The organism is Vibrio sp. 10N.261.45.E2, from assembly GCF_002875705.1.
Lineage (GTDB): Bacteria > Pseudomonadota > Gammaproteobacteria > Enterobacterales > Vibrionaceae > Vibrio.
In genome coordinates this window covers 77,672-98,042 of record NZ_MCZZ01000172.1, presented here as the reverse complement: position 1 = coordinate 98,042, position 20,371 = coordinate 77,672, and the positions used below count along the sequence as shown (strand labels likewise).

General features: G+C 43.3%; 22 protein-coding genes and 2 tRNA genes. 15 read left to right on the top strand and 9 right to left on the bottom strand.

Annotated features, from left to right (window positions below; all coding sequences use genetic code 11):
• Positions 1-254 precede the first annotated feature (254 nt).
• The 4 genes from BCT34_RS23345 (at position 255) to BCT34_RS23330 (ending at position 2,495) form a co-directional block, all read left to right on the top strand.
• Positions 255-770, top strand: a complete 516-nt coding sequence (locus BCT34_RS23345; RefSeq protein WP_076657099.1) for a hypothetical protein — start codon at positions 255-257, stop codon at positions 768-770.
• Positions 771-926: 156 nt separating this feature from the next.
• On the top strand, positions 927-1,430 hold the full coding sequence (locus BCT34_RS23340) for a hypothetical protein (protein WP_076657100.1): 504 nt from the start codon (positions 927-929) through the stop codon (positions 1,428-1,430).
• A gap of 170 nt (positions 1,431-1,600) precedes the next feature.
• A complete protein-coding gene (locus BCT34_RS23335; protein ID WP_076657102.1) occupies positions 1,601-1,780 on the top strand; it encodes a hypothetical protein in 180 nt (59 codons plus the stop codon).
• A gap of 226 nt (positions 1,781-2,006) precedes the next feature.
• A complete protein-coding gene (locus BCT34_RS23330; protein ID WP_076657103.1) occupies positions 2,007-2,495 on the top strand; it encodes a GNAT family N-acetyltransferase in 489 nt (162 codons plus the stop codon).
• Between the two features lie 151 nt (positions 2,496-2,646).
• Here the strand turns inward: BCT34_RS23330 and BCT34_RS23325 are convergent, their stop codons facing one another.
• The gene (locus tag BCT34_RS23325) at positions 2,647-3,222 is read right to left on the bottom strand and encodes a nucleoside triphosphate pyrophosphohydrolase family protein (protein WP_076657105.1); all 576 of its coding nucleotides are present in this window, start codon (positions 3,220-3,222) and stop codon (positions 2,647-2,649) included.
• Between the two features lie 213 nt (positions 3,223-3,435).
• Between BCT34_RS23325 and BCT34_RS23320 the strand changes: the two genes are divergently transcribed.
• Entirely contained in the window at positions 3,436-4,506 is a 1,071-nt protein-coding gene (locus BCT34_RS23320; RefSeq protein WP_076657106.1) for a sensor domain-containing diguanylate cyclase, read from the top strand.
• A 28-nt stretch (positions 4,507-4,534) separates the two neighbouring features.
• On the opposite strand, the gene BCT34_RS23315 is transcribed toward BCT34_RS23320, so the two are convergent.
• A complete protein-coding gene (locus BCT34_RS23315; RefSeq protein WP_076657108.1) occupies positions 4,535-5,101 on the bottom strand; it encodes a DUF1415 domain-containing protein in 567 nt (188 codons plus the stop codon).
• 85 nt (positions 5,102-5,186) lie between these two features.
• Entirely contained in the window at positions 5,187-6,386 is a 1,200-nt protein-coding gene (locus tag BCT34_RS23310) for an MFS transporter (protein WP_076657109.1), read from the bottom strand.
• Positions 6,387-6,496: 110 nt separating this feature from the next.
• Here BCT34_RS23310 and BCT34_RS23305 point away from each other — a divergent pair, with 110 nt between their 5' ends.
• Positions 6,497-7,369 carry a LysR substrate-binding domain-containing protein gene (locus BCT34_RS23305; protein WP_076657111.1) on the top strand — a complete coding sequence of 291 codons (873 nt, stop codon included), beginning with the start codon at positions 6,497-6,499 and terminating at the stop codon, positions 7,367-7,369.
• Positions 7,370-7,456: 87 nt separating this feature from the next.
• Here the strand turns inward: BCT34_RS23305 and BCT34_RS23300 are convergent, their stop codons facing one another.
• Positions 7,457-7,693, bottom strand: coding sequence for a glutaredoxin family protein (locus BCT34_RS23300; protein WP_016786183.1), 237 nt, complete (start codon positions 7,691-7,693; stop codon positions 7,457-7,459).
• A 137-nt stretch (positions 7,694-7,830) separates the two neighbouring features.
• Between BCT34_RS23300 and BCT34_RS23295 the strand changes: the two genes are divergently transcribed.
• Both BCT34_RS23295 and rlmF read left to right on the top strand, forming a co-directional pair.
• Positions 7,831-8,328 carry a M48 family metallopeptidase gene (locus BCT34_RS23295; protein ID WP_004734935.1) on the top strand — a complete coding sequence of 166 codons (498 nt, stop codon included), beginning with the start codon at positions 7,831-7,833 and terminating at the stop codon, positions 8,326-8,328.
• A 4-nt stretch (positions 8,329-8,332) separates the two neighbouring features.
• Positions 8,333-9,619, top strand: a complete 1,287-nt coding sequence (gene rlmF, locus BCT34_RS23290; RefSeq protein WP_076657113.1) for a 23S rRNA (adenine(1618)-N(6))-methyltransferase RlmF — start codon at positions 8,333-8,335, stop codon at positions 9,617-9,619.
• Between the two features lie 85 nt (positions 9,620-9,704).
• Here the strand turns inward: rlmF and pilW are convergent, their stop codons facing one another.
• Positions 9,705-10,472, bottom strand: coding sequence for a type IV pilus biogenesis/stability protein PilW (gene pilW, locus BCT34_RS23285; RefSeq protein ID WP_076657115.1), 768 nt, complete (start codon positions 10,470-10,472; stop codon positions 9,705-9,707).
• A gap of 169 nt (positions 10,473-10,641) precedes the next feature.
• Positions 10,642-11,583 (bottom strand): homoserine O-succinyltransferase, encoded by a 942-nt coding sequence (metA, locus tag BCT34_RS23280; protein WP_076657116.1) that lies wholly within the window; start codon positions 11,581-11,583, stop codon positions 10,642-10,644.
• Between the two features lie 285 nt (positions 11,584-11,868).
• Here metA and BCT34_RS23275 point away from each other — a divergent pair, with 285 nt between their 5' ends.
• Together BCT34_RS23275 and BCT34_RS23270 are read left to right on the top strand one after the other, a co-directional pair.
• Positions 11,869-12,237 (top strand): ATP-binding protein, encoded by a 369-nt coding sequence (locus BCT34_RS23275; RefSeq protein WP_076657118.1) that lies wholly within the window; start codon positions 11,869-11,871, stop codon positions 12,235-12,237.
• A gap of 85 nt (positions 12,238-12,322) precedes the next feature.
• Positions 12,323-12,745, top strand: coding sequence for a DUF3859 domain-containing protein (locus BCT34_RS23270; RefSeq protein WP_076657120.1), 423 nt, complete (start codon positions 12,323-12,325; stop codon positions 12,743-12,745).
• Between the two features lie 106 nt (positions 12,746-12,851).
• Here the strand turns inward: BCT34_RS23270 and BCT34_RS23265 are convergent, their stop codons facing one another.
• Positions 12,852-13,958: a M20/M25/M40 family metallo-hydrolase gene (locus tag BCT34_RS23265; protein WP_076657122.1), complete on the bottom strand. Its 1,107-nt coding sequence runs from the start codon at positions 13,956-13,958 to the stop codon at positions 12,852-12,854.
• A 259-nt stretch (positions 13,959-14,217) separates the two neighbouring features.
• Between BCT34_RS23265 and BCT34_RS23260 the strand changes: the two genes are divergently transcribed.
• On the top strand, positions 14,218-16,176 hold the full coding sequence (locus tag BCT34_RS23260; protein ID WP_076657124.1) for a GGDEF domain-containing protein: 1,959 nt from the start codon (positions 14,218-14,220) through the stop codon (positions 16,174-16,176).
• Positions 16,177-16,311: 135 nt separating this feature from the next.
• On the opposite strand, the gene BCT34_RS23255 is transcribed toward BCT34_RS23260, so the two are convergent.
• Positions 16,312-16,497, bottom strand: coding sequence for a hypothetical protein (locus BCT34_RS23255; protein WP_076657126.1), 186 nt, complete (start codon positions 16,495-16,497; stop codon positions 16,312-16,314).
• Positions 16,498-16,769: 272 nt separating this feature from the next.
• Here BCT34_RS23255 and BCT34_RS23250 point away from each other — a divergent pair, with 272 nt between their 5' ends.
• From BCT34_RS23250 to BCT34_RS23240, 3 genes are all read left to right on the top strand, one after another.
• The gene (locus BCT34_RS23250) at positions 16,770-17,432 is read left to right on the top strand and encodes a DUF2726 domain-containing protein (RefSeq protein ID WP_076657127.1); all 663 of its coding nucleotides are present in this window, start codon (positions 16,770-16,772) and stop codon (positions 17,430-17,432) included.
• Between the two features lie 168 nt (positions 17,433-17,600).
• Positions 17,601-17,677, top strand: a tRNA-Val gene (locus BCT34_RS23245).
• A 70-nt stretch (positions 17,678-17,747) separates the two neighbouring features.
• Positions 17,748-17,823 (top strand) — tRNA-Val (locus BCT34_RS23240).
• A 107-nt stretch (positions 17,824-17,930) separates the two neighbouring features.
• Here the strand turns inward: BCT34_RS23240 and BCT34_RS23235 are convergent.
• Positions 17,931-19,190 carry an adenylosuccinate synthase gene (locus BCT34_RS23235; protein WP_076657129.1) on the bottom strand — a complete coding sequence of 420 codons (1,260 nt, stop codon included), beginning with the start codon at positions 19,188-19,190 and terminating at the stop codon, positions 17,931-17,933.
• A 291-nt stretch (positions 19,191-19,481) separates the two neighbouring features.
• Here BCT34_RS23235 and BCT34_RS23230 point away from each other — a divergent pair, with 291 nt between their 5' ends.
• On the top strand, positions 19,482-20,354 hold the full coding sequence (locus BCT34_RS23230) for a LysR family transcriptional regulator (RefSeq protein WP_076657130.1): 873 nt from the start codon (positions 19,482-19,484) through the stop codon (positions 20,352-20,354).
• Positions 20,355-20,371 lie beyond the last annotated feature (17 nt).

The following is a 20,371-nucleotide window of genomic DNA, read 5'->3' as shown; positions in this document are numbered from 1 at the left end:
TTACTTGACCACTACAGAACACTAAGCAAGAATACATGGATAGAGTGCGTGCTCACCACAATCTTGAGCGCAAGTCGGTCAGTCGTCCAACTGAGCCTGGTGAAGGAGCAGGAACCGATAACAAATAGGGTGTTTGTAGTGAGGGCTGATATTGCCCTCACATCCTAAAAAGTTAGGTAAATAAACCCATTATCTTACTCAATCATAAAAACTATTGCTTACAACATCTTTGCTTAGAATATCTGGAGTTCATTATGAAAAAATCAATTTTAGCGGTCGTCATTCTATCTTTAGTGTCAGCGTCTGTTTTCGCTAACGGACAATCAAATGCTCACAACTATCAACCTGGTGCGACGAATAACTCAGAACGTTTAGCGGACATTGATCCTAACTACGAACTGACCTTACCTTCAGAAAAAGAAGGCTACACCATGTACGATAACCAATACATGTCAGATGGCGGCACCTACACAACGTATGTCAAACCGAACCCTTCCGATGCAATGCATGTTGCCGATGAAGGCTCACTAAAAATAACGCACGGTGAAGGTGGAGGCATTATGACGGAATACACAATAAAGGATGGCCAACACGCTTTTTCTGTTATGTGTGGATACACCTCGGGTCCTTCATTCTGGGCTGACGGAAAACCAGCGAAGGTATGCGAAGAGGCACAAGCATTAGCGGTTGCCTTGGAAGCAAAAGGGCAATGGGAGATGAAGCAGATGGCTTATACCGTCGCACCGGCAAGAATTGTTGTTGACCAATAAACCAAACCAACAGCGATAGCGTTTAAGCACGTAACATCAAGACATTAGCAAGGAGCTAAGCATCAAGGGATGAGGGGATCTCAATCGCCAATAACGATTGAGTCCCCGTTGAAACCACTCATTAAATTTGTATCATTGAATACACAAGGTTAGACCATGAAAAACATCACTAAACCACTGATTGTATTATCTGCACTGTTTCTACCATTATTAGCAACAGCCGCTGAACACAATCATAGTCATAGTCACTTTAACCCTGCACTAGAGCAATTAGGCAACGATATTATCGGGCTAACCGTATGCTACAAAAATGGTTACCTTTCGGATAAAGACCAAGAGCCGGCTTTCATGAACCTTATCAAGCATGCTGGGGTTGAAGGCGAGGAGTTAGGGATGTTTTATATGGACAAATTAGGGCCGAAAGCCGAACAAATCATGAGCGATGAACAAGATCGTCAGTTATGGAACCAAGAGTATTGTGCGGATTTAACCGAGACATATTTGGACGTTGAACAGCTTGCTCAAACCAAAGCAGTGCATCACGATCACTCACATGATCATCATGGACACAGTCACGGACATCACCATGACCAAGGCACATTATCTCCCGATGTACTTGAGCAAGATATTGAACGTGGACGCCTACTGAGCATTAATTAACGCCAAGAACGTTCGCGAATTGGTTATCTTCAACCGTGGCGTAAAATGATAAATCATGAATTAAGTGTGTAAGTAGAATCAGCTCTAACGAAATGAGTGAATTGGAACTGATTCTAGTCACTTTATCTTACTCGAATGGATGCCTTGAGAACTCGAAAGAGGATTAATCGATGTACGAACTAACTCTGATTCTAAGCCTAATGATGGGTGGTGCACCAAGCACGGCTGAAATGGAAGTGAACACTCAATTTGCAAGCCTTGAGGAATGTAACCAAGAAGGTGCGGCCCTAGCTGAAAAGTTAAACGCGACAGATCTTAAAGTCATGCAAGTTCAATGTGAGCGTGATTAATTAAGCCAACCTTATGATCTGGGCGACACCACGTTGTCCAGATCGTATTACTTCCAATTCAGCCCGTTTGCTCTTCGAAACTAAACCCCTTATTACATACCCAATTTAACGCTCGAAAAAACAATTTTCTCTAAGCTATTGTTAAATATTTACTATTTGATAGTGTGTCTAGGTGCACATGAAAAGTGCACAGTAGATTTTGCAGAGAATAATAGTAGGAGTTGCGATGAGTATTACAGTGAGACGATCTGAGTCGTCAGATGCAAGGGGAATTAAAGAAGTTTACGAATGCACAAATGCTTATACTGGTACGCTGCAACTCCCAAATCCATCTCTGGAAAGCTGGCAAAAACGGATTTCCAATATCCCGGATAACGTGTATTCCTATGTCGCGTTAATTGATGGGGAAATTGTCGGTAATTTAGGAATGGAAGTGTGTGTTAACCCAAGACGGCGCCACGTTGCTTCATTTGGTATGGGTGTTAAAGACGATGTGTTAGGCAGAGGAGTGGGTAGTCGACTACTCGCAACTGCGATCGACTTGTGTGATAACTGGATTAATATCAAGCGAATGGAACTTACGGTCTACACCGACAATGAAAGAGCCATTAACCTGTATAAGAAATTCGGTTTTGTAATAGAGGGTGAGTCGGCAGGGTTTGCCTTTAGAAACGGTGAATATGTTGCGGTTTATCACATGGCGCGACTGGTATAACACTCGGCACTACACATAGTTATCACTATACACAGCTACAATTAACAAACCGTTAGATTGAGTTGATAGATAATAAAACGCCACGTTATCGTAACGTGGCGTTTTTTATTTCAGTGGGCAATTATTTTAAATGGCCCATAATCCGTGCAAATTAAGCCGTTAGTGGCTCAAGGTTTGCTGGGCGGTAATGCACTGATTTCAGAACTTTACCTTGGCGAACCGTTTTACCTTCCGATACAAAATCTTCAGCGCATTTAGCAATGATGTATTCGCCTTTTTGAACCGCCATCAGCTTGATGTTCTGCTCTGCATAGAAAGCTTCTGTTTCAGCGTATTCTGTTTCGTTGCGACATACTTTGCTCATGTTGCTTGAGTGTACTTCGTCCCAGCAAGGCAAGAAGTCAATTGAGCGGTTTTTAGAAACATTCAACAGTAGGTCGATTAGGTAGCTGATCGCTAGGTTGTCTTCTACTTTAGATTGGCCAAGGTGAACCAAACGTCCCATCAAAACATAAACGCTGTCTACAATAGCGTCCGCTTGTTCGATTTTAGAGTCAGCTTCTGCCAGTTCTGTTAGTTCTTCGATCGCTAGAGAGGTATGTAGCGTATCGCCTTTTTCGTCCATTGTTTCAGGAGCAGCAACAGGCAGATCAAAAGTACTGCGGAACTCTTCAATGTCGCGGTAAAGGTGAGCGTAGATTTCTTGGCTTAGTTGAGAAAGGTTCATATTCCTATCCATTTTGTTTCGTTAATGGATTATTTTACCAAAGCTAGGTATAGGGTGCTAACGCAAAGTCGAAGAAGTCGACTTTTATTCATAGGACCAATGAGGTATTTTGCATACAAACCAATTGATTATTGTGTTTTATTACCCTTTACTCTTCTAAATATACCAAATATTGATGTTGTCATTAAATTCGGCAGCAGTGGGATCCCAGTTATGAACCAAGCCAGTGAAAGTGAAATTGTTATACGCCGCTTGTATCAAATCACCAATGATTATCGAAAGGGCTTCGATATTCAGATCGCTCAGCTGCTTATCATGGGGCTTGAACGCTTCAACTTAGATATTGGTATTTTATCTAAAGTCGATGGCAATTCTTATTTAGTTGAGCACTGCGTTACACCTGAAGGGGTAGAACTCAATAGTGGTGACACTTTCGATTATCGCTCGACCTACTGTGAGATCACGTGTAAATCGATCAGGCCTATCTGCATTGAACACTGTGGCAAACATGATAAGTATGCGACTCATCCTGCCTACCAATCTTTCGGTCTGGAGTCTTACATTGGTGTCCCTATTTTCGTCAATGATGAGCTCTATGGCACCTTAAACTTTTCAAGCCCAGAGCCTTATCATCGTGAGTTCAAAGAGTTCGATATCGACGTGATGAGGCTAATGGCCTCATGGATCGAAGTAGAGCTGGTTAGAAGACAACAAGAACGAAAACTCAAAGAGCTGAATGAGAAATTGGAGTATCAAGCTCTGTACGACCCCTTAACGCACTTGCCGAATAGACGTTGCCTGTTCAAAACGTTGAATGCAGAAGTGGAACAGCTAAAAGGGTCGTTAGGAAAGGGAACGTTAGCGGTTGTCGATATCGATTTCTTTAAACAGGTGAACGATACTTACGGTCACCAAATGGGTGACGTTGTATTAAAGAAAGTGGCGAATGTGCTGAGCAATAATATTCAAGAGGATGAGTTTGTCGCACGTTTTGGTGGCGAAGAGTTCATTCTTTGGTATCCAAACAAATCGCCAAGTTGTGTTGAAGACAAGTTCGTCACTCTTTTACAAGAGATGAAGAAAATCACACTGGATCGAAAGCCAGTCACTGTTTCAATCGGTGCGTGTCACTTTGAACTGAGTACTGGTGACACCAAGGGGGAAAGGATGTCGGCGTTAGATAAGCTGATCAAGGTTGCCGATGAATGCCTGTACATTGCCAAACAAAATGGACGAGATCAGTTTATATCTCGTCCATATCATCAAGAGCGCTCAGGAATATGAGCCATCACGTCAGCGATTAACTGAACTATTAGCTGAATAGGTACGGGAACAGTTTACGACGTTCTTCTGGCGTTAAAGATTCAACTCGAGCGATGTTAGTATCTGGGATCGCTTCTGGGTTAGGGTAGTGTTTTAACACCTTTTCCATGCTTGCTTCACGAATCAAATGGTATACCGGATACGGAGAACGGTTGGTCAGATTTTCATCGTCTTCTGGATCCGCGCCGCCAAAGCAATAGTCTGGGTGGAAAGTTGCTACTTGGTAAACGCCTTCCCAATCTTCCTGCTTGATCAGCGCTTCAATCCAATCAATGAACATGTTGTAGTCGAAGAAATCTTGCAGCATGTTAGGAACCACAACTAGAGTCGTCTCTAATTCAGCGACTGGCGTATTATCTAACTCTACGAAATGCGTCATGATGTCTTCCAACAACGCTTCTTCTGTATTCGCTTCACTCACAAAGATCTTAATCTGTTTATTACGTTGTGGCTTGGCTGCGAATGGGCACAGGTTTAGGCCAATAACGACATCGCCTAACCACTGCTTTACTTGGTCGTGGATGGTTTGAAGATCTGTATTTTGAGTGTTCGACATAACAGGTTCCGAAATGAAATTTTGCGTAGGATATCAGAACGGACGTTAATCAAAAGCAATAATTGAGTTACAAATTCAGTCTTGGTTATGCTTGTGCGAGTTTAGACGCCGAGACTTGAAGTTGTTTCAATTGGTAGACCCATACAAATATCGCAACATAGAAGATTGAGCCACCTGCGATCACACCATTCCAGCCAAACAACTGCCAACAATACAAGAGTAAGAACCCACCCAGGCTTCCGCCTATGTAGTAGTGAACCAAGTAAAGTGCCGTAGCTGTCGCTTTCGCGCTTGGCGCTTTTTGACTCACCCAAGAGTAGGCAAGGGTGTGAGCGAAGAATGCACCGCCGCTAATCAATAATAAGCCAGCCAACATGAACGGGACTTTATCGATGGCAGAAACCAGCATTCCGATTAAGCTAACGCATACGCCGATTAAGATACCGTTTAATGGATCAAAACGTAGTGTCCATTTGTTCGATAGCTTAGAGCTTACAGTGCCAGCTAAGTAACATAGGAATATCAGCGAAGCTAAGCCCACAGGCACAGAGTGGGGGGCTGATACTAATCTAAAGCCCATTACCGAATACAGGTTAACGAACAGTGCGAAGTTCGCACCGCCAATCAACATAGCGAGCCACAATGTGCGGTTTTTTAAGTGCAGCATTACTGAACGGTTATGATGAAAGAACAACCCTTTCTGCGGTTTGAAGTTTTGTTGGTCAGGCAGGCTATACGCAATATAGAGTGCGCCAAGCAAAGAGCCGACCACGAAAAACAAAACCGTTGCATGCCAGTCAAAATAATCTGTAATCAAGCCACCTAATACACGCCCGAAGATGCCACCTAACGAGTTAGCCGCAATATAACCACCAATCGCAACCGCGAATGCTTTGGGCGACAACTCTTCCACCATGTAGGCAACCGCCACACCCGCAAAAGCGGCAACCGCGATTCCCATGAAAGCTCTGGCAATAACAAGTTGCAGTAGAGTGGTCGTGAACACCATGCTCAAGCCGATTAACGGGATAGCAAATAAACTGAAAAGAATGATGGGTTTTCGGCCGAAAGTTTCAGAAGCGATTGCCCAAGGCACCAAGCTCATGGAAAGCCCAAGTGTTGTCGCAGCAAACAACCAGTTGATTTGAGTTTCAGATACTTGGAAGTGCTCAGCCATGTGCGGCAAGATAGGTTGAAACAGATATAGGTTACAGAAAATGATAAATGAGCCAATCGCCAATGACTGGGTGATACGTCTGTATTGAAGGCTGCCTTTATCAAACATTTACGTTGTACCTGTACGAGTTAGTAAGCTATTTGTGAACAAGTTATCAGCACTATTGTGATTAAAGAAATATATTAAAAATATCACCTCTATATATTTTATATATCGCCATGCTTGAATCAAAACCACTTCGACATTTTCTGGCTGTTGCGCAGTTTGGTAACTTCACCCAGGCCGCCAAAGCGCTGCATATCGCACAGCCTGCATTGAGTATTTCTATTAAAAAACTCGAACAGACGCTTGAGTTGATTCTCTTCCGTCGAGGAGATAAATCCGTAACATTAACGGAAGAGGGAAAAGTATTGTTCGAACACGCCAAGAGGATTGCTCAACAGTTCGATGATGCTCAACTCGCAATGAACGAGTTAAAGGGGTTGGAGAAAGGAGAAGTGCGGTTAGGCGCTCCAAGCATGATGGGCAGTTACTTTTTCCCGCAAGTCGTGATGGCATTTAAAAGCCAATACCCAAACCTAAAGTTGACCTTGATTGATGCTGGCACCGCATCTATTCGAGAAATGTTGTTAAACGGCGAACTGGATATTGGTGTAATCAACCATGAAAATGTGCCAGATGACCTTGAAACTGACCACCTGTTAAGCTCAGAAATGTTAGCGGTCGTTGGCAAAGATCACCCACTGGCAACGCAACCATCCATCAACTTTGAAGAGTTTTTCGCTCAAGAGCTGATCATGTTCAAATCGGGTTACTTCCACCGCGATTTTATCGATGCGACTTGTAAGAAGTACAACCTCGATATGACCATTGCGTTCGAAACCAATTTATTGCCGATGATCCTTTCTATCGTGAAGCGAGAGTTTGCCATTACTGCGCTGCTTAGCTTAGTTACAGAATATGAGTCAGATGTGGTGGGGCTACCATTTAAAGAGCCGGTTAAATTGAATTTGTCTCTAGCTTGGAGAAAAGAAGGTTACTTATCAAAAGCAGATAGAACCTTTATTGATTTCGTGAAGCAGTATGTGTGATTAAGTCAGATATAAATAAACAAAGCCCGAACATTCTTGGTTGGACATTCGGGCTTTGTTTGTAGAAATATAAGTCTCTAAACCACGTTATGTGTTCTTTGAGTTATACATCTTATCGAAGTTCTTCTGATTCCAACCGACCATCACTTGATCGCCGATCTTAAGCACTGGGATAGAGCGAGCACCCATCGCCTGTAACTCTTTACGGCCACGCTGCATCTTTGCATTCGTCAGGCGGTAAACAATTTTCTTAGAGTCTAAATACCTTTGGGCATCTTTACAGTGCGGGCATTTGTCTGCGACGTACAATACAACACGTTTCATTTTTTCATTCTCTTGGTGAATCTCGTTAAAGTGTAACGAATCCTAGGTGATTAGAAAAGTGTGATCAGTTACACTATGCGGCTCAGTTTTCAAGACCACAACGTATTGTCGTGGTGTAACTTGTACGGTCTTTCAGCATGCATCCTTCTTTACGCTATATTCAAGGCTATCCAAAGCACATACTTGATCCTGTGACGCAACTTGTTGAGTCGGGAAAATTAGTGCCGTGGTTTGAAGCTCGCTACCCAAAGAATCATGAAATAAAAAGCGAGAAAGCCCTGTTTGACTATGCGATTGAGATAAAAAATCGCTACATGAAAAAAACACCACCGATCAGCAAAGTGATTTACGATGGCAAGATACACCTAATCAACAATGCATTAGGTCTGCATTCTTACGTTGCCAAGAATCATGGTGGAAAGATCAAATCAAAGAATGAGATTCGTATCGCCAGTGTTTTTAAAAATGCACCGGAACCTTTGCTGAGAATGCTGGTGGTACACGAACTGGCGCATATCAAAGAGAAAGAGCACGACAAAGCCTTTTACCAACTATGCTGTCACATGGAGCCGGAATATCATCAACTTGAGTTGGATGCCCGTTTATTCATGATGTATTTAGATTTAAAGAAGTAGCCCAATGAGCCAATCACAAAATAGAACGACGCTAAGCCTGTCGAAGAGCAGTACCTCATCAGAAAAAACAAAAGACAACCAAGCTAAAGAAGGTACTAACAAGCGTATTTCTACCAAGAACACTTCAGAGAAAAGTCGTAAAAATACCGCTCCGAAAGGTGCGGGCAATAGCAAAACCAAGCGACCTTTTGCAAAAGACAGCAAAGGCAAACAGGGTGCGAATAAAGGTTCTTTTAATAAAACTGCTTTTAACAAAAACGCAGCACAAAAAAGACGCTCGGCTGAAAAACCTCAAGCGGGACTGCATCCAAGAAACCAGCACACAGGGCGCTATGACTTCGATTTATTGGTTGCAGCCTTGCCTGAGCTAAAAGAGCATCTGATCAAGAACCCAGTGGGCGAAGACACCATTAATTTCTCTGATCCATTGGCCGTTAAGCTACTTAACAAAGCTTTATTGGCGCATCACTATGGCGTTAAACATTGGGATATTCCTGCGGGTTATTTGTGCCCGCCAATTCCTGGACGTGCAGATTACATCCACAGAGTGGCAGATATTCTGAATAGCGATGGCCAAGGTGAACCTTATAATCATGCCTCTGTGAAAGCACTGGATATCGGTGTAGGTGCAAACTGTATTTACCCAATCATTGGTACGACAGAATATAAGTGGCGTTGTACGGGCACTGATGTTGATCCAGTATCCATCAAAACAGCGAACTTCATTGCGGAAAGTAACGCCAACCTAAAAGGTAAGATCCGAGCTCGCCTGCAAGCCGACTCCGAATCAATCTTTAAGGGCGTGATTAAGGATAATGAACGTTACGATGTCACTATTTGTAATCCTCCATTCCACAGCTCTCTAGAAGAAGCGGAAAAGGGTTCACAACGTAAACTGGATAATCTAGCGGCGAACCGTGCTAAGAAAGCCGGTCAGTCATTCAAACCTGAAAAGAATAAACATACATTTAAACTAGACAAATCCGCTAAGCAAGATAAACCAACCTTAAACTTCGGTGGTCAAAAAGCCGAGCTTTGGTGCCCAGGTGGCGAAGCTGCATTTATTATGAAAATGGCGAGAGAGAGTCAGCTTTTTGCTACTCAAGTCTTGTGGTTCACGACACTGATTTCTAAGAAAGACAACGTCGACATGGTTCGTTCAGAGCTGGGTAAGCTGCGAGCTAAACAAGTAAAAGTGGTTGAGATGTCGCAAGGCCAGAAGGTGAGTCGCTTTATCGCATGGACCTTTATGGACGACGAGCAAAGACAAGAGTGGATTGCGTTGAAATAGCGACGGTGCTCAGTTAAGATACTAATCTGAAATTTCCAACGGGCTTATTGTTAACGCAACAAGCCCGTTTTTTGTGTTTTGTATGTTAAACAGCAAGCAATTCGTCTAACTTACTTTGATATTTCGCCTCGAGAGCAGGGTTACCCGCTTTGTTTTCAAGATCGACCAAGATTTGAAGCGATGGAATTTGATAGCCATAGCGCTGGTGGAATTTGAATAAACGAAGTCGAGCGTCATTGTAGTCGGCCTCACTCACTTCAATCTTAGATAGCTGGAGTATCGACTTTGCGCGGTTTGGGTCATGGTCAATGGCACGAGTGAAGTAGTACTTAGCTTGGTCTGTATTCCCTGCTTTCAACGCGCAAAACGCGGCGTTCTCATAACTCGCAGACACCAAGTAGTAGTAGGGTTGATCAATGGCACGATTGAAGTACTTATCCGCTTGCTTGTATTCGCCTTGTTTACATAAAAATGTACCGTAGTTATTCAACACATTGCCGTTTCTTGAATCGAGGCTGAGTGCTTTGCGATAAGTCGTTCTTGCTTCGTCTATTTCACCCACTTGTTCGTAGTAATGCGCCATTGAAAGCCGAGCACGGTAGTAACTCGGTGCGTGTTTGATCGCGAGTTCTAGGTTTTCACGCGCTCTCACCATATTGCCTTGTCCCATGTAACCTAAGCCTAATTCGATTCGAGATTCAGACATGGCGATAGGGTCACTTTCAATCTTCGGTGGTCCTTCAGTAACCGAGACACAGCCAGCCAACGAAAGAGAGGCGAGTAGCGCTAGACTTGATAATGAAAGAGGGCGAGATAACGAGATCGGATTTGAGAATGACGGCTTGGCAGGCATGTGAAGCTCCTTATGAACACCAACCCATCATATGAAATCAAACCTATTGAAGTGGTAAATCTACTATGGAATGCGACCCACACACCATAAAAAAGCCGCGTCCAATTTGGTGTTTTATCAACAACCTACTGAACACGGCTTTGTCTGTTTGTGAATCGGAAGAAAGAACTTAATCGTCTTTGGTAAAGTTGTCTTCGCTGAAGTGATCCAAATCGTAAGGCGTTTGTTGGTAAACGCAGTAGTTTAGCCAGTTTGAGAACAACAAGTGTCCGTGGCTACGCCAGCTTGCAACAGGTTTATTGTCTGGATTGTTGTTCGGGTAGTAGTTGATTGGGATAACAGGCTCCATGCCTTCACCTAAATCACGGATGTATTCATTATGCAGTGTATGAGAGTCGTATTCAGGGTGACCCGTTACAAAGACGTTTCGTTTGTCTTTAGTTGCCGCTAGATATACGCCCGCAATATCAGAAGTCGCAAGAACATCGAGGTCTGTGTGCTCAGCTAAGTACTCTTGAGAAAAATCAGCATAGCGAGAGTGCGGAGCCAAGAATGTATCGTCGAAACCACGTAAAATTGGGTGGTATGGGTTATGTATCTCGTGGTTATAAACACCAGAAAGTTTCTCTTTACGAGTGCGCTTTGGCAAATCATACAGTAACTTCAAACCCGCCTGAGCCGCCCAACACACGTATAAGGTTGAGGTCACGTGCTTGTTTGCCCATTCCATGATGGTTTTCAGGTGATCCCAGTAGATCACATCTTCAAATTGAACCAAGCCAAGCGGCGCGCCAGTGATGATCAATCCATCAAAGTTTCTTCCTTTGACCATTTCGAATTGGCGGTAGAAGTTATCTAAGTGTTCAGTCGGTGTGTTTTTACTTGGTCGGTCATCAATGCGCAGCAGCTCTACATCCACTTGCAACGGGCTGTTCGATAGTAGGCGTAAAAATTGAGTTTCAGTTTCAATCTTCTTTGGCATTAGGTTGAGGATCAAGACTCGAAGTGGACGAATTTCCTGTGTCGATGCTCTTGATAATGGCATAACGAAGATGTTTTCTTGGCGAAGAACATCGGATGCTGGCAATTGGTCTGGAATGCGAATAGGCACAGCTTTCTCCCTAAGCTAGATATGTAGACGTCTATACATCTAAATCTATAGTAGTTTGATACGCTTGTCGATACGCAAAATGGATAGATGTAAATTATTTGGGTTTTCTATCAGAAGCCATCCTCGATGGTTCAAAGAGGTTCTCATTGTGTTTCAAGACTAACTGGGCAAAAGGGGGTAAGAGGTAAGTGTTTGGTTCTTCTATGTGGAGCGAAGCAGTTATCAGAGCAACGGTTTAGCATTTAAGATAAACTTACGTTTTCGAATAAGCCTGTAAAGTGACAGATGAAGTTAATACTCATTCGAGGGTTGCCAGGTTCAGGCAAGTCAACAAAAGCAAAAACTTACGATGCATTGCACGTCGAAGCGGATATGTATTACGTGAATGAGCAAGGTGAGTACCATTTTGACCCTAGGCAACTGCAACAAGCACATGAGTGGTGTCAAAACACGGCTGAAAACGGCTTAAAGCAAGGGCTTGATGTGGTTGTTTCGAATACCTTTATTAAGCAGTGGGAAATGAAGGCTTACCGCCAACTTGCACGTAAATATAAAGCCAATCTGATCATTGAGGTCTGCCGAGAGCAATATGGCACTATTCACGACATTGAACCTTCGGTGATTAAACGAATGGCGAAAGATTGGCAAGAATAGGCCAACTTTTTTGCTACTAATGACTGGCGAACGAGTCAAACACTAAGACGATAAATAGTTAATAGAGAATTATTAGGTAATATACATGGCAAAGCGATCGGCAATCGTCGACATGACCTCTTACGGGGTTTACTCAACGTGGGATTCCAAATCTAAAGACCTTCCAAAAATCCAAGAGTTCACCACCACGGTTGATGCTGAAATTGACGTGGAATTTGGCTATATCCTAAATATCAAAAAAGCCAAAGGTGAGAAGATCCGTTACTGCATTTATCACCCGAACATCACTACGGACGAAGGTGAAGTGCTCGAACCGTTCGATGGTGAAGAGTATGTCGGTAACAACGACTGGGATTTCTACCTAGGCGATACCATCTGGGCGCCTGTCTCAAATAAGTTAGGTAAGTGGCGTATGACGGTCGAGTTAAAAGGCAGCATCATTGCGGACAAGACATTCGACCTAGTAGCAAAAGACGAAGGACAGTTCTGGAAGCGCAGGGGTTTTTAGATTCGACCTTCTATACTCACCTAAACAAAAAAAGCCGAGAATCTCAATGATGCTCGGCTTTGTGGTATCTAAGAGGGGAGTGTTAACGCCCGAATCGCTCGCTAAATTATTGCGTTACGTAAGCCACAACAAACTCAGTGATAGCGACCATGTCTTTCACTGCGATGTACTCTTCAGTGGTGTGAACTTTCGCCATACCCGTAGAAAGGTTAACTGTTGTCAAGCCTTTCGCGTTGAAGTTGTTTGCATCGCTACCGCCGCCAGTGCGTTTAGTGTTCGCTGTTACGCCAAGCTTCTCAAACGCCGACTTGATAGAAAGAATGTGCGGGTGATCGTCTGCAATTACGAATGCATCGTAAGCGCGAGTAGATTCGATTTCTACTTCAGCGCCAAACTGTTTTGCACTCTCTTGGAATGTAGAGATCATGTGCTCGACTTGAGCTGTTAGCTTTTCACCGTTTAGAGAACGTGCTTCAGCTACGACTTTAAGCTCTGGCATTACGATGTTAGTCGCTTGACCGCCTTCAACAATACCAACGTTTGCTGTTGTTTCTTCATCGATACGCAGTAGGTTCATCTTAGTGATTGCGTCTGCAGCCACCTGAATTGCACTGATGCCTTCTTCTGGTGCTAAACCAGCGTGAGCAGGACGACCTTTGATCTTCGCAACAATTTTTTGCTGACCAGGCGCTGCATTTACGATAGTACCAATCGGGCCGCCTGTATCTAGAACGATAGCGTGCTCAGATTGGATGTAAGACATATCAAAGTTCAAAGAACCGAATAGACCGCCTTCTTCGAATACGGTAAACGCAATCTCGATAGTTTTGTGTTCTTGGCCTTCTGCCTTAATTACGCGAACCGCTTCCATGATAGCTGCAATACCAGACTTATCGTCGCCACCCAGAATCGTGTTGCCTTTTGAACGGATGATGCCGTCTTCGATGATTGGCTCAATGCCGATACCTGGCGTTACTGTATCCATGTGGCAGCTGAACACTGTGCTACCTGGAAGCGTGCCGTCTAGACGAGCGTAGATGTTGAAACCGTTAGATACTTCTTCAGGAACTGCCAGTTTGTGAACTTCAAAACCCAGTTCACCGAGTTGCTCAGCCAAAGCTTCAGCAATCGCTTTTTCGTTACGAGATTCACTATCAATTTTCACTAGATCGCAGAAATGTTCTACAAGACGTTGCTCATTAATTTGGGTCATTGTTAATTCTCATTATGCTTCCGTGAGCTCTAAATGAGCCCCGGACGTAGGAACAGGAAAATCACTATACCGCCAATGAGGTAGATGATTGTCTGAGTTAAATCAAGAAAGTTGCCTGATTATTCTAATTAATGAGAAAAACCCTACTCAGATCCACCAGCGTACAGGATTTTAATCTGTATATCTGTCGGGTATAATGTTTAACCGCTTTGAAAAAACATCGATGAAATTGGAATACAATCAATAATGGCACTAATAAATGAATAGAAACAATGTGTTAGGTTCATTCCTTTTAGTAGTGTTGATGAGTGTTGTACTAGGCCTGTATTTGCTCTATCCAACTTACGACGACGATTTAAAGCATATTCGCCCTGAAAACCCGAGTGTTTACAGCCCTGAGAAAGAGTTATTACTCTCTCAATATGGATCTGCGTTGATTAATATTCTCGAGGTATCCCGTGGTGATCCTAATTTAGCCTCTCAACAACTCGACGCTCTCCAAGCCAAGTTCCCAGACCAAGATAAAGCCATCTATCGTGCTTACGAGTTGATGATTTTGTCGAACCTCGCACAACACAAGTTGGATACCGAAGCGGTTTCCGAATACGTTAGACAGATTAAAGCACTCGCACAGCAAGAGCACATGGCGTGGCTAAAGGCTCAATCTTTAGTTGAATTGGCAATTGAACATATCAGTAAGGGTGAGCTAGCTGAGTCTGAAATCCAAATCAGGGCGGCGATCGATATCGCTGAATCACTCCACTATGAAGAGTTGTTGATTAAGGCCTATAACACGGCTGGTGTCATCAACAATATCCGCAATGACTTTCCTGAGGCTCAATATTTTTTCCATAAAGGCTTAGACCTCGGTAAGAAGTACCCACACCACATTTATAACAGCAAGTTAGTGTCAAACATGGCACTGCTTTATATTTATTTGGAAGACTGGCCTAAAGCGCTCAAGCTGATTAAGAAGGCCAAAAAGCTCTATTACAAGAGCGGGTTGCTCGAAGCGTCAACCATTGGTGTGCTGTATGTGAATGAGTCTTTTGCTTATCTGCGCAGCGGTAACATTGCTAAAGGTCGAGAGGCGTATCAAAGTGCAGCTAAGCTCAATGGCGATAATGTAAATGAGCGCTACAAAATCATCCTGTTAAAAGCAGAGAGTGATGTGCTGTTGGCTGAAGAGAATTTTGAGTCAGCAAGGCAAGTCGCAAACCTATGTCTTAAATATCCGGGTGTGGAAAAATACACACTTCAACAGGGTCAGTGTTACTTAAATAGAGCATTGGCAAATATCGGGTTGAACCGAGATAATTTTGTTTTTGCTGATCTTAAACGATCATCGGCAATGTTCGATGTTGTCGGTACCCGCAGTTGGAAGGTTCTCGGTTTAAGAACACTTGGAGAGTACTATGACTCTAGAGGCGACAGCGAGAACGCACTTCGTTATTTCAAGCTTTATTATAAGGGTAATAAAGCGCTGTTGTTTGATAAGCGCCAGAGCGATATCTTTTTACTCGAGCAAGATTTCGCTACGGCATCATTGGCTCAAGAAAATGAACTGCTTAACGCAGAAAAAGAGCTTGGTGAGCTGACATTAGATAAACAGCAATTACGGAATCGAATTGTTGTCGCACTGGGCACCATGGTGATGTTCAGCGCTGCGTTACTTTTGATTCGATTGCGCTCAATTCAAAAGACCAATCAAGAGTTACTCAAGCAATCAACAAGATGCGAACTGACGAGTTTATACAATAGGCGCTACTTGGAACAATTGTTAACTCAGCCAATGTCACCTCATTTGTCGTCGTTCGGGTATACGCTCGCTATTCTAGATTTAGACTGCTTCAAACAAGTCAATGACACCTATGGACATGATATTGGTGATCAAGTGCTGGTTGAGGTCGCTAAGCGTTTAGAGCAAATCTCATCATCGAACGATGTAGTAGCAAGGTGGGGCGGGGAAGAGTTTGTTTTGTTGTTAGCTGGAAATCAAGATCCAGATAAAGAACTTGAGTTGATAAGACAAGCAATCGCAGACCGGCCAATTGAAACACATTCTGGCCGCCTGGAATTAACCACATCAATCGGTGCGACGACTCGACTAACGGACCAAGAATTAAATAGCCGTACCTACAAGAAGCACTTGAAATCGGCAGATGATGCTTTGTATCAAGCTAAGCAGTCAGGGCGTAATAAAGTGGTTATCGCTTGAATGCCCAAGTTTAGTAGCTCCCTTTAATCAATCAAATCTGAACTCCAATAACTAAGCGAATAAGAGTGCCTGTCTCAACTAATACAGCTATCTACTCTTATTCGCTTAATTCATATATTGATTTGGCTTGGTGAATTACTTAGCGACACCTTGAAGCATTTCAACCAATTCGCCTTCTGTTGCCGGTTCACTCGTTAATTCAATCACCGCTGAAGCGCCGCCTTTTAACATATAGGCTTGAGTTCCGCAATGGTCATAGTGGAACCATTTACCATCTACACACACATCGGTATAACATCTTGGGTCTTGTTTAAGTTCCATATCAATTTCCTTATTAACATTTGCCTAACGTTTTTCAGACTAGTTGATCACAAATTCAGGTAAATTGATCTAAATCAATCTAGAGTGTAATTGATGATTTGAACATCAAAATAGGAGAGGTGTGTCTAGCGAAGGAGCGGCTTCTCGTTGAGCACGGTGCTCAAAGGTCGTGATTCTGGTTGGTAACTCTCGCTCTTTTGCTTGCCAGGTGATGCTTTTCTACATACGCTAGCCACTCTCTAATCCCTATACAGACTTGATTGTGTTGGAAAATGACTAATATCTTTATCGTTGTAATTGTTCTGGTTGTGTTCTTTTACTTTATTCAAAAGTATGTGGTGAAACACGATGACACCAAAGACCATGCTTATCAGAAGAAAGGGGCGTTGATGTCGGCGCAACAGGCTACATTTTATAACGCGCTTAAATCCGCAGTGGGTAACCACGGTGAAGTGTTTGCCAAAGTCAGCATGTCGAACGTTCTTGTTCCCGCTAAAGCCAACAACAAAAAGAATTGGTTTATCGCCAACAATAAGATTTCACGTAGTTATTTTGATTTTGTTGTTTGTGATCCGCGAACGCTAGAACCTCGAGTTATCATCGAACTTGATAACGGCAAAGAGCTTAATAAAGGGAAAGTCGACCGCGAGAAGCTTCTGATTCATGTTTGTAAATCGGCTGGCTTGCCGCTGATTGGTGCATCTATTAAACACAGCTATCAAGTGAGTCGTTTGAAGAGGTTACTGGCAGCACACATCGATTTGATCGAGCCATCCAAAGAAGTTCGATTCTGTAAGAAATGTGGCAGCCCAATGATCATCAAACTGGCAAGCCAAGGCGACTATAAAGGCCGACGTTTCTTTACGTGTAGCCGTCAGCCAAACTGTACCTATACCGAAAACTACAACGTTGTATTCGATGTGGATGAGGAATAACGCAAAGTAGGGCACATCTTCGAGTGTGATGTAACTCAACTTTATTGATGTTCGACGTCTAAAAATTCAACGTATTGATGGGAATAAGAGCAAACGGTTGATTCAAGTGTAATTTCTACTTGCACCACAATAAATCAGTCGTTAATATCTTCCTCGTTCTAAAGGAATGCGTCCGTAGCTCAGTTGGTTAGAGTACCGCCTTGACATGGCGGGGGTCGGTGATTCGAGTTCACTCGGACGCACCATTCCTTATTCAGTTTTTATTGCATAACTATTGAGTTTGTCACAATGGTAGTAATAAGAAATTAGAACATCGCCCGCTTAGCTCAGTTGGTTAGAGTACTTGCATGACATGCAAGGTGTCACTGGTTCGAGTCCAGTAGCGGCACCAAATTCGTTCTTTATGAACAAGCAGAAAGCCCACCTAGCGTGGGCTTTTTTGTGTCTGTCGTATTTCAGCTAAAACAATCATTTTAGCTGAAATACTTGAACTGAGCTCTAAGCTCTAATGATCATTTGTTCGCGCTCTGGGCCTACCGATACCATTACGATTGGCACACCTATCAGTTCTTCGATACGAGTCACGTAATCTTGTGCTGCTTGAGGAAGGCTTTCAAACGTGCGGCAACCTGTGATGTCTTCATCCCAGCCAGCCATATCTTCATATACAGGTTTTAGCTCAGCCGTTTGTGGCCAAATCGGGTTCTCAGTGTGTTCACCAGAGTAAGCGGTACAGATCTTAAGTTCAGATAAACCAGACAGGCAATCGATCTTAGTTAATGCGATTTCTGTTGCAGCTTGCAGGTCAACACCGTTACGAGTTGCTACTGCATCAAAGTAACCCATATCACGTGGGCGACCTGTGGTTGCACCATACTCGTTAGAGCTTTCGCGGAAGCTGTCTTGCTCTTCCATTGCAGTTACAAGCGTGCCAGTACCAACAGACGAGCTGAACGATTTAGCAACAGCGATAACGCGCTCAGGGCGAAGGGCAGGTAAACCGCTACCAATGCCTGCATAAGCTGCAGTTACATTCGAAGATGTCGTCCAAGGGTATTCACCGTAAACCAAGTCACGACCTGCACCGAGTTGAGCTTCAAACAGTAAGTTTGCGTCTTGCGATTGCAGTGCTTTAAGCGGTTCTGTCACGTTGCAAATGAACGGGCGCCATTCTTTCGTTACTTTTAGTAGCCATTCTGTCATTTCAGAAGCAGTCTGAGAGAAGTCACATTGAGGATATAGCGCTTTAAGCTGAGGCATCTTCCAATCAAGTAAGAATTGAATACGCTGCTCTAAAATCTCAGGTTGATTCAACCAACCAACAAGAATGCCTTTCTTCATCACGCGATCGCCGTATGCTGGTGCAATACCTTGACGTGTTGAACCGTAAGCGCCATCACCTAAACGTTCTTCTTCAAGCGTATCTTCAAGGGCGTGTAAAGGTAGGCATAGAGTGGCACGGTCTGAAATTGCCATTTTCACTTTGATGCCAGCCGCTTGTACTTCTGCAATTTCTTGAGTTAGCGCAGCAGGGCTGATCACCATGCCAGGGCCAAGAACCGCTGTACAATCAGGATTAAAAATACCACTAGGTAGCTGGTGTAGTTTGAATGTACCAAAGTCATTTACCACAGTATGACCTGCATTGTTTCCGCCTTGAAAACGAATGCTAGCAGAAGCTTGGTCTGCTAAAAAATCGACGATGCGGCCTTTGCCTTCGTCACCCCAGTTTGCGCCTACAACAACGATAGATGGCATAATTTTATCTCCTAACTGATTGAGAAATCATGTTAGTGCTGGAGTCTGGATAAGAGAAATTAATTATCTTTATTATCTTGATAAGGATTCCATATATCTTTAAAGTCTTAATCTACCCATGATCGTCATTCCAGAACCGAGGTATCAGGAATCTCAAACCACAAGTGAGATTCCCTATCATGTTCGTTCCTCACTGTAGGGAATGAAGGGGAACGGTGTTCCTTACTGAAGGAATAATAGGGTTGGGCATTCTTCATTTTTAGGGAATGATGCAAGAAAAACAGGAGAGGTATGATGCTTGATATTAATTTGCTGAAGACGTTTGTGACGCTTGCGGAGTACAAGCATTTCGGGAAAGCGGCCAATGCGCTTCATATGACACAACCCAATGTGAGTTTGCACCTAAAACAATTAGAACAACAAACACGCATAAAGTTGATAGAGAGAAGCCCATTTCAATTGACTCAAGCGGGTGAACGGTTATTGGAAACAAGCCAAAGAACGCTACTCGAACTGCAGATTTGTCAGGCTGACCTCAATGCAATTAACGATCTTAAAATAGGGACTTTAACCATTGCCGTGAGCGACATCATTTCTCGATTCTTGCTAATTCGCCCGTTCCAGAAGTTTAAGGCAAAGTATCCTGGTATTGACCTTACGCTCTTAAATACCACGTCATCTCAGGCATCGAGTTTAGTTAAAAATGCTCAGGCGGATATTGGCTTTGTTATCGCTAAAGAACAGCACAACGAGTCATTGTATTTTACTAAGCTGCAAGAGCTTTCTTGGTGTGCGCTGGGCGATGGGTTTGATATCCAAGACTCTGATGCAGAGCTCACATTAATTTTACTAGGCCATGATACGAGAACCCGTGACTTCATTGATGAAGGTTTACCAAGCCTTAATCTACCAAATTATAGGGTGATGGAAGTAGGGAGTGTCGATGCTCAAATCGACTGGGCAGAAGCCGGCTTTGGTGTGGCTATAGTCCCTGAATTCGCGGTATCAACCAAGCAGCATCTGCATTCGAAAGTGACACCATTGACCCACTTTTCGAGCACCAGTCTTGGTTATATTGTTCGGCAGAACCAAGTATTGTCGAAAGCGACCAAGCAGTTGTTAGGTTGGGTGAATGATGAGATCACTTCATTGCAAAACAAATAAATACTATCATTGAGTTT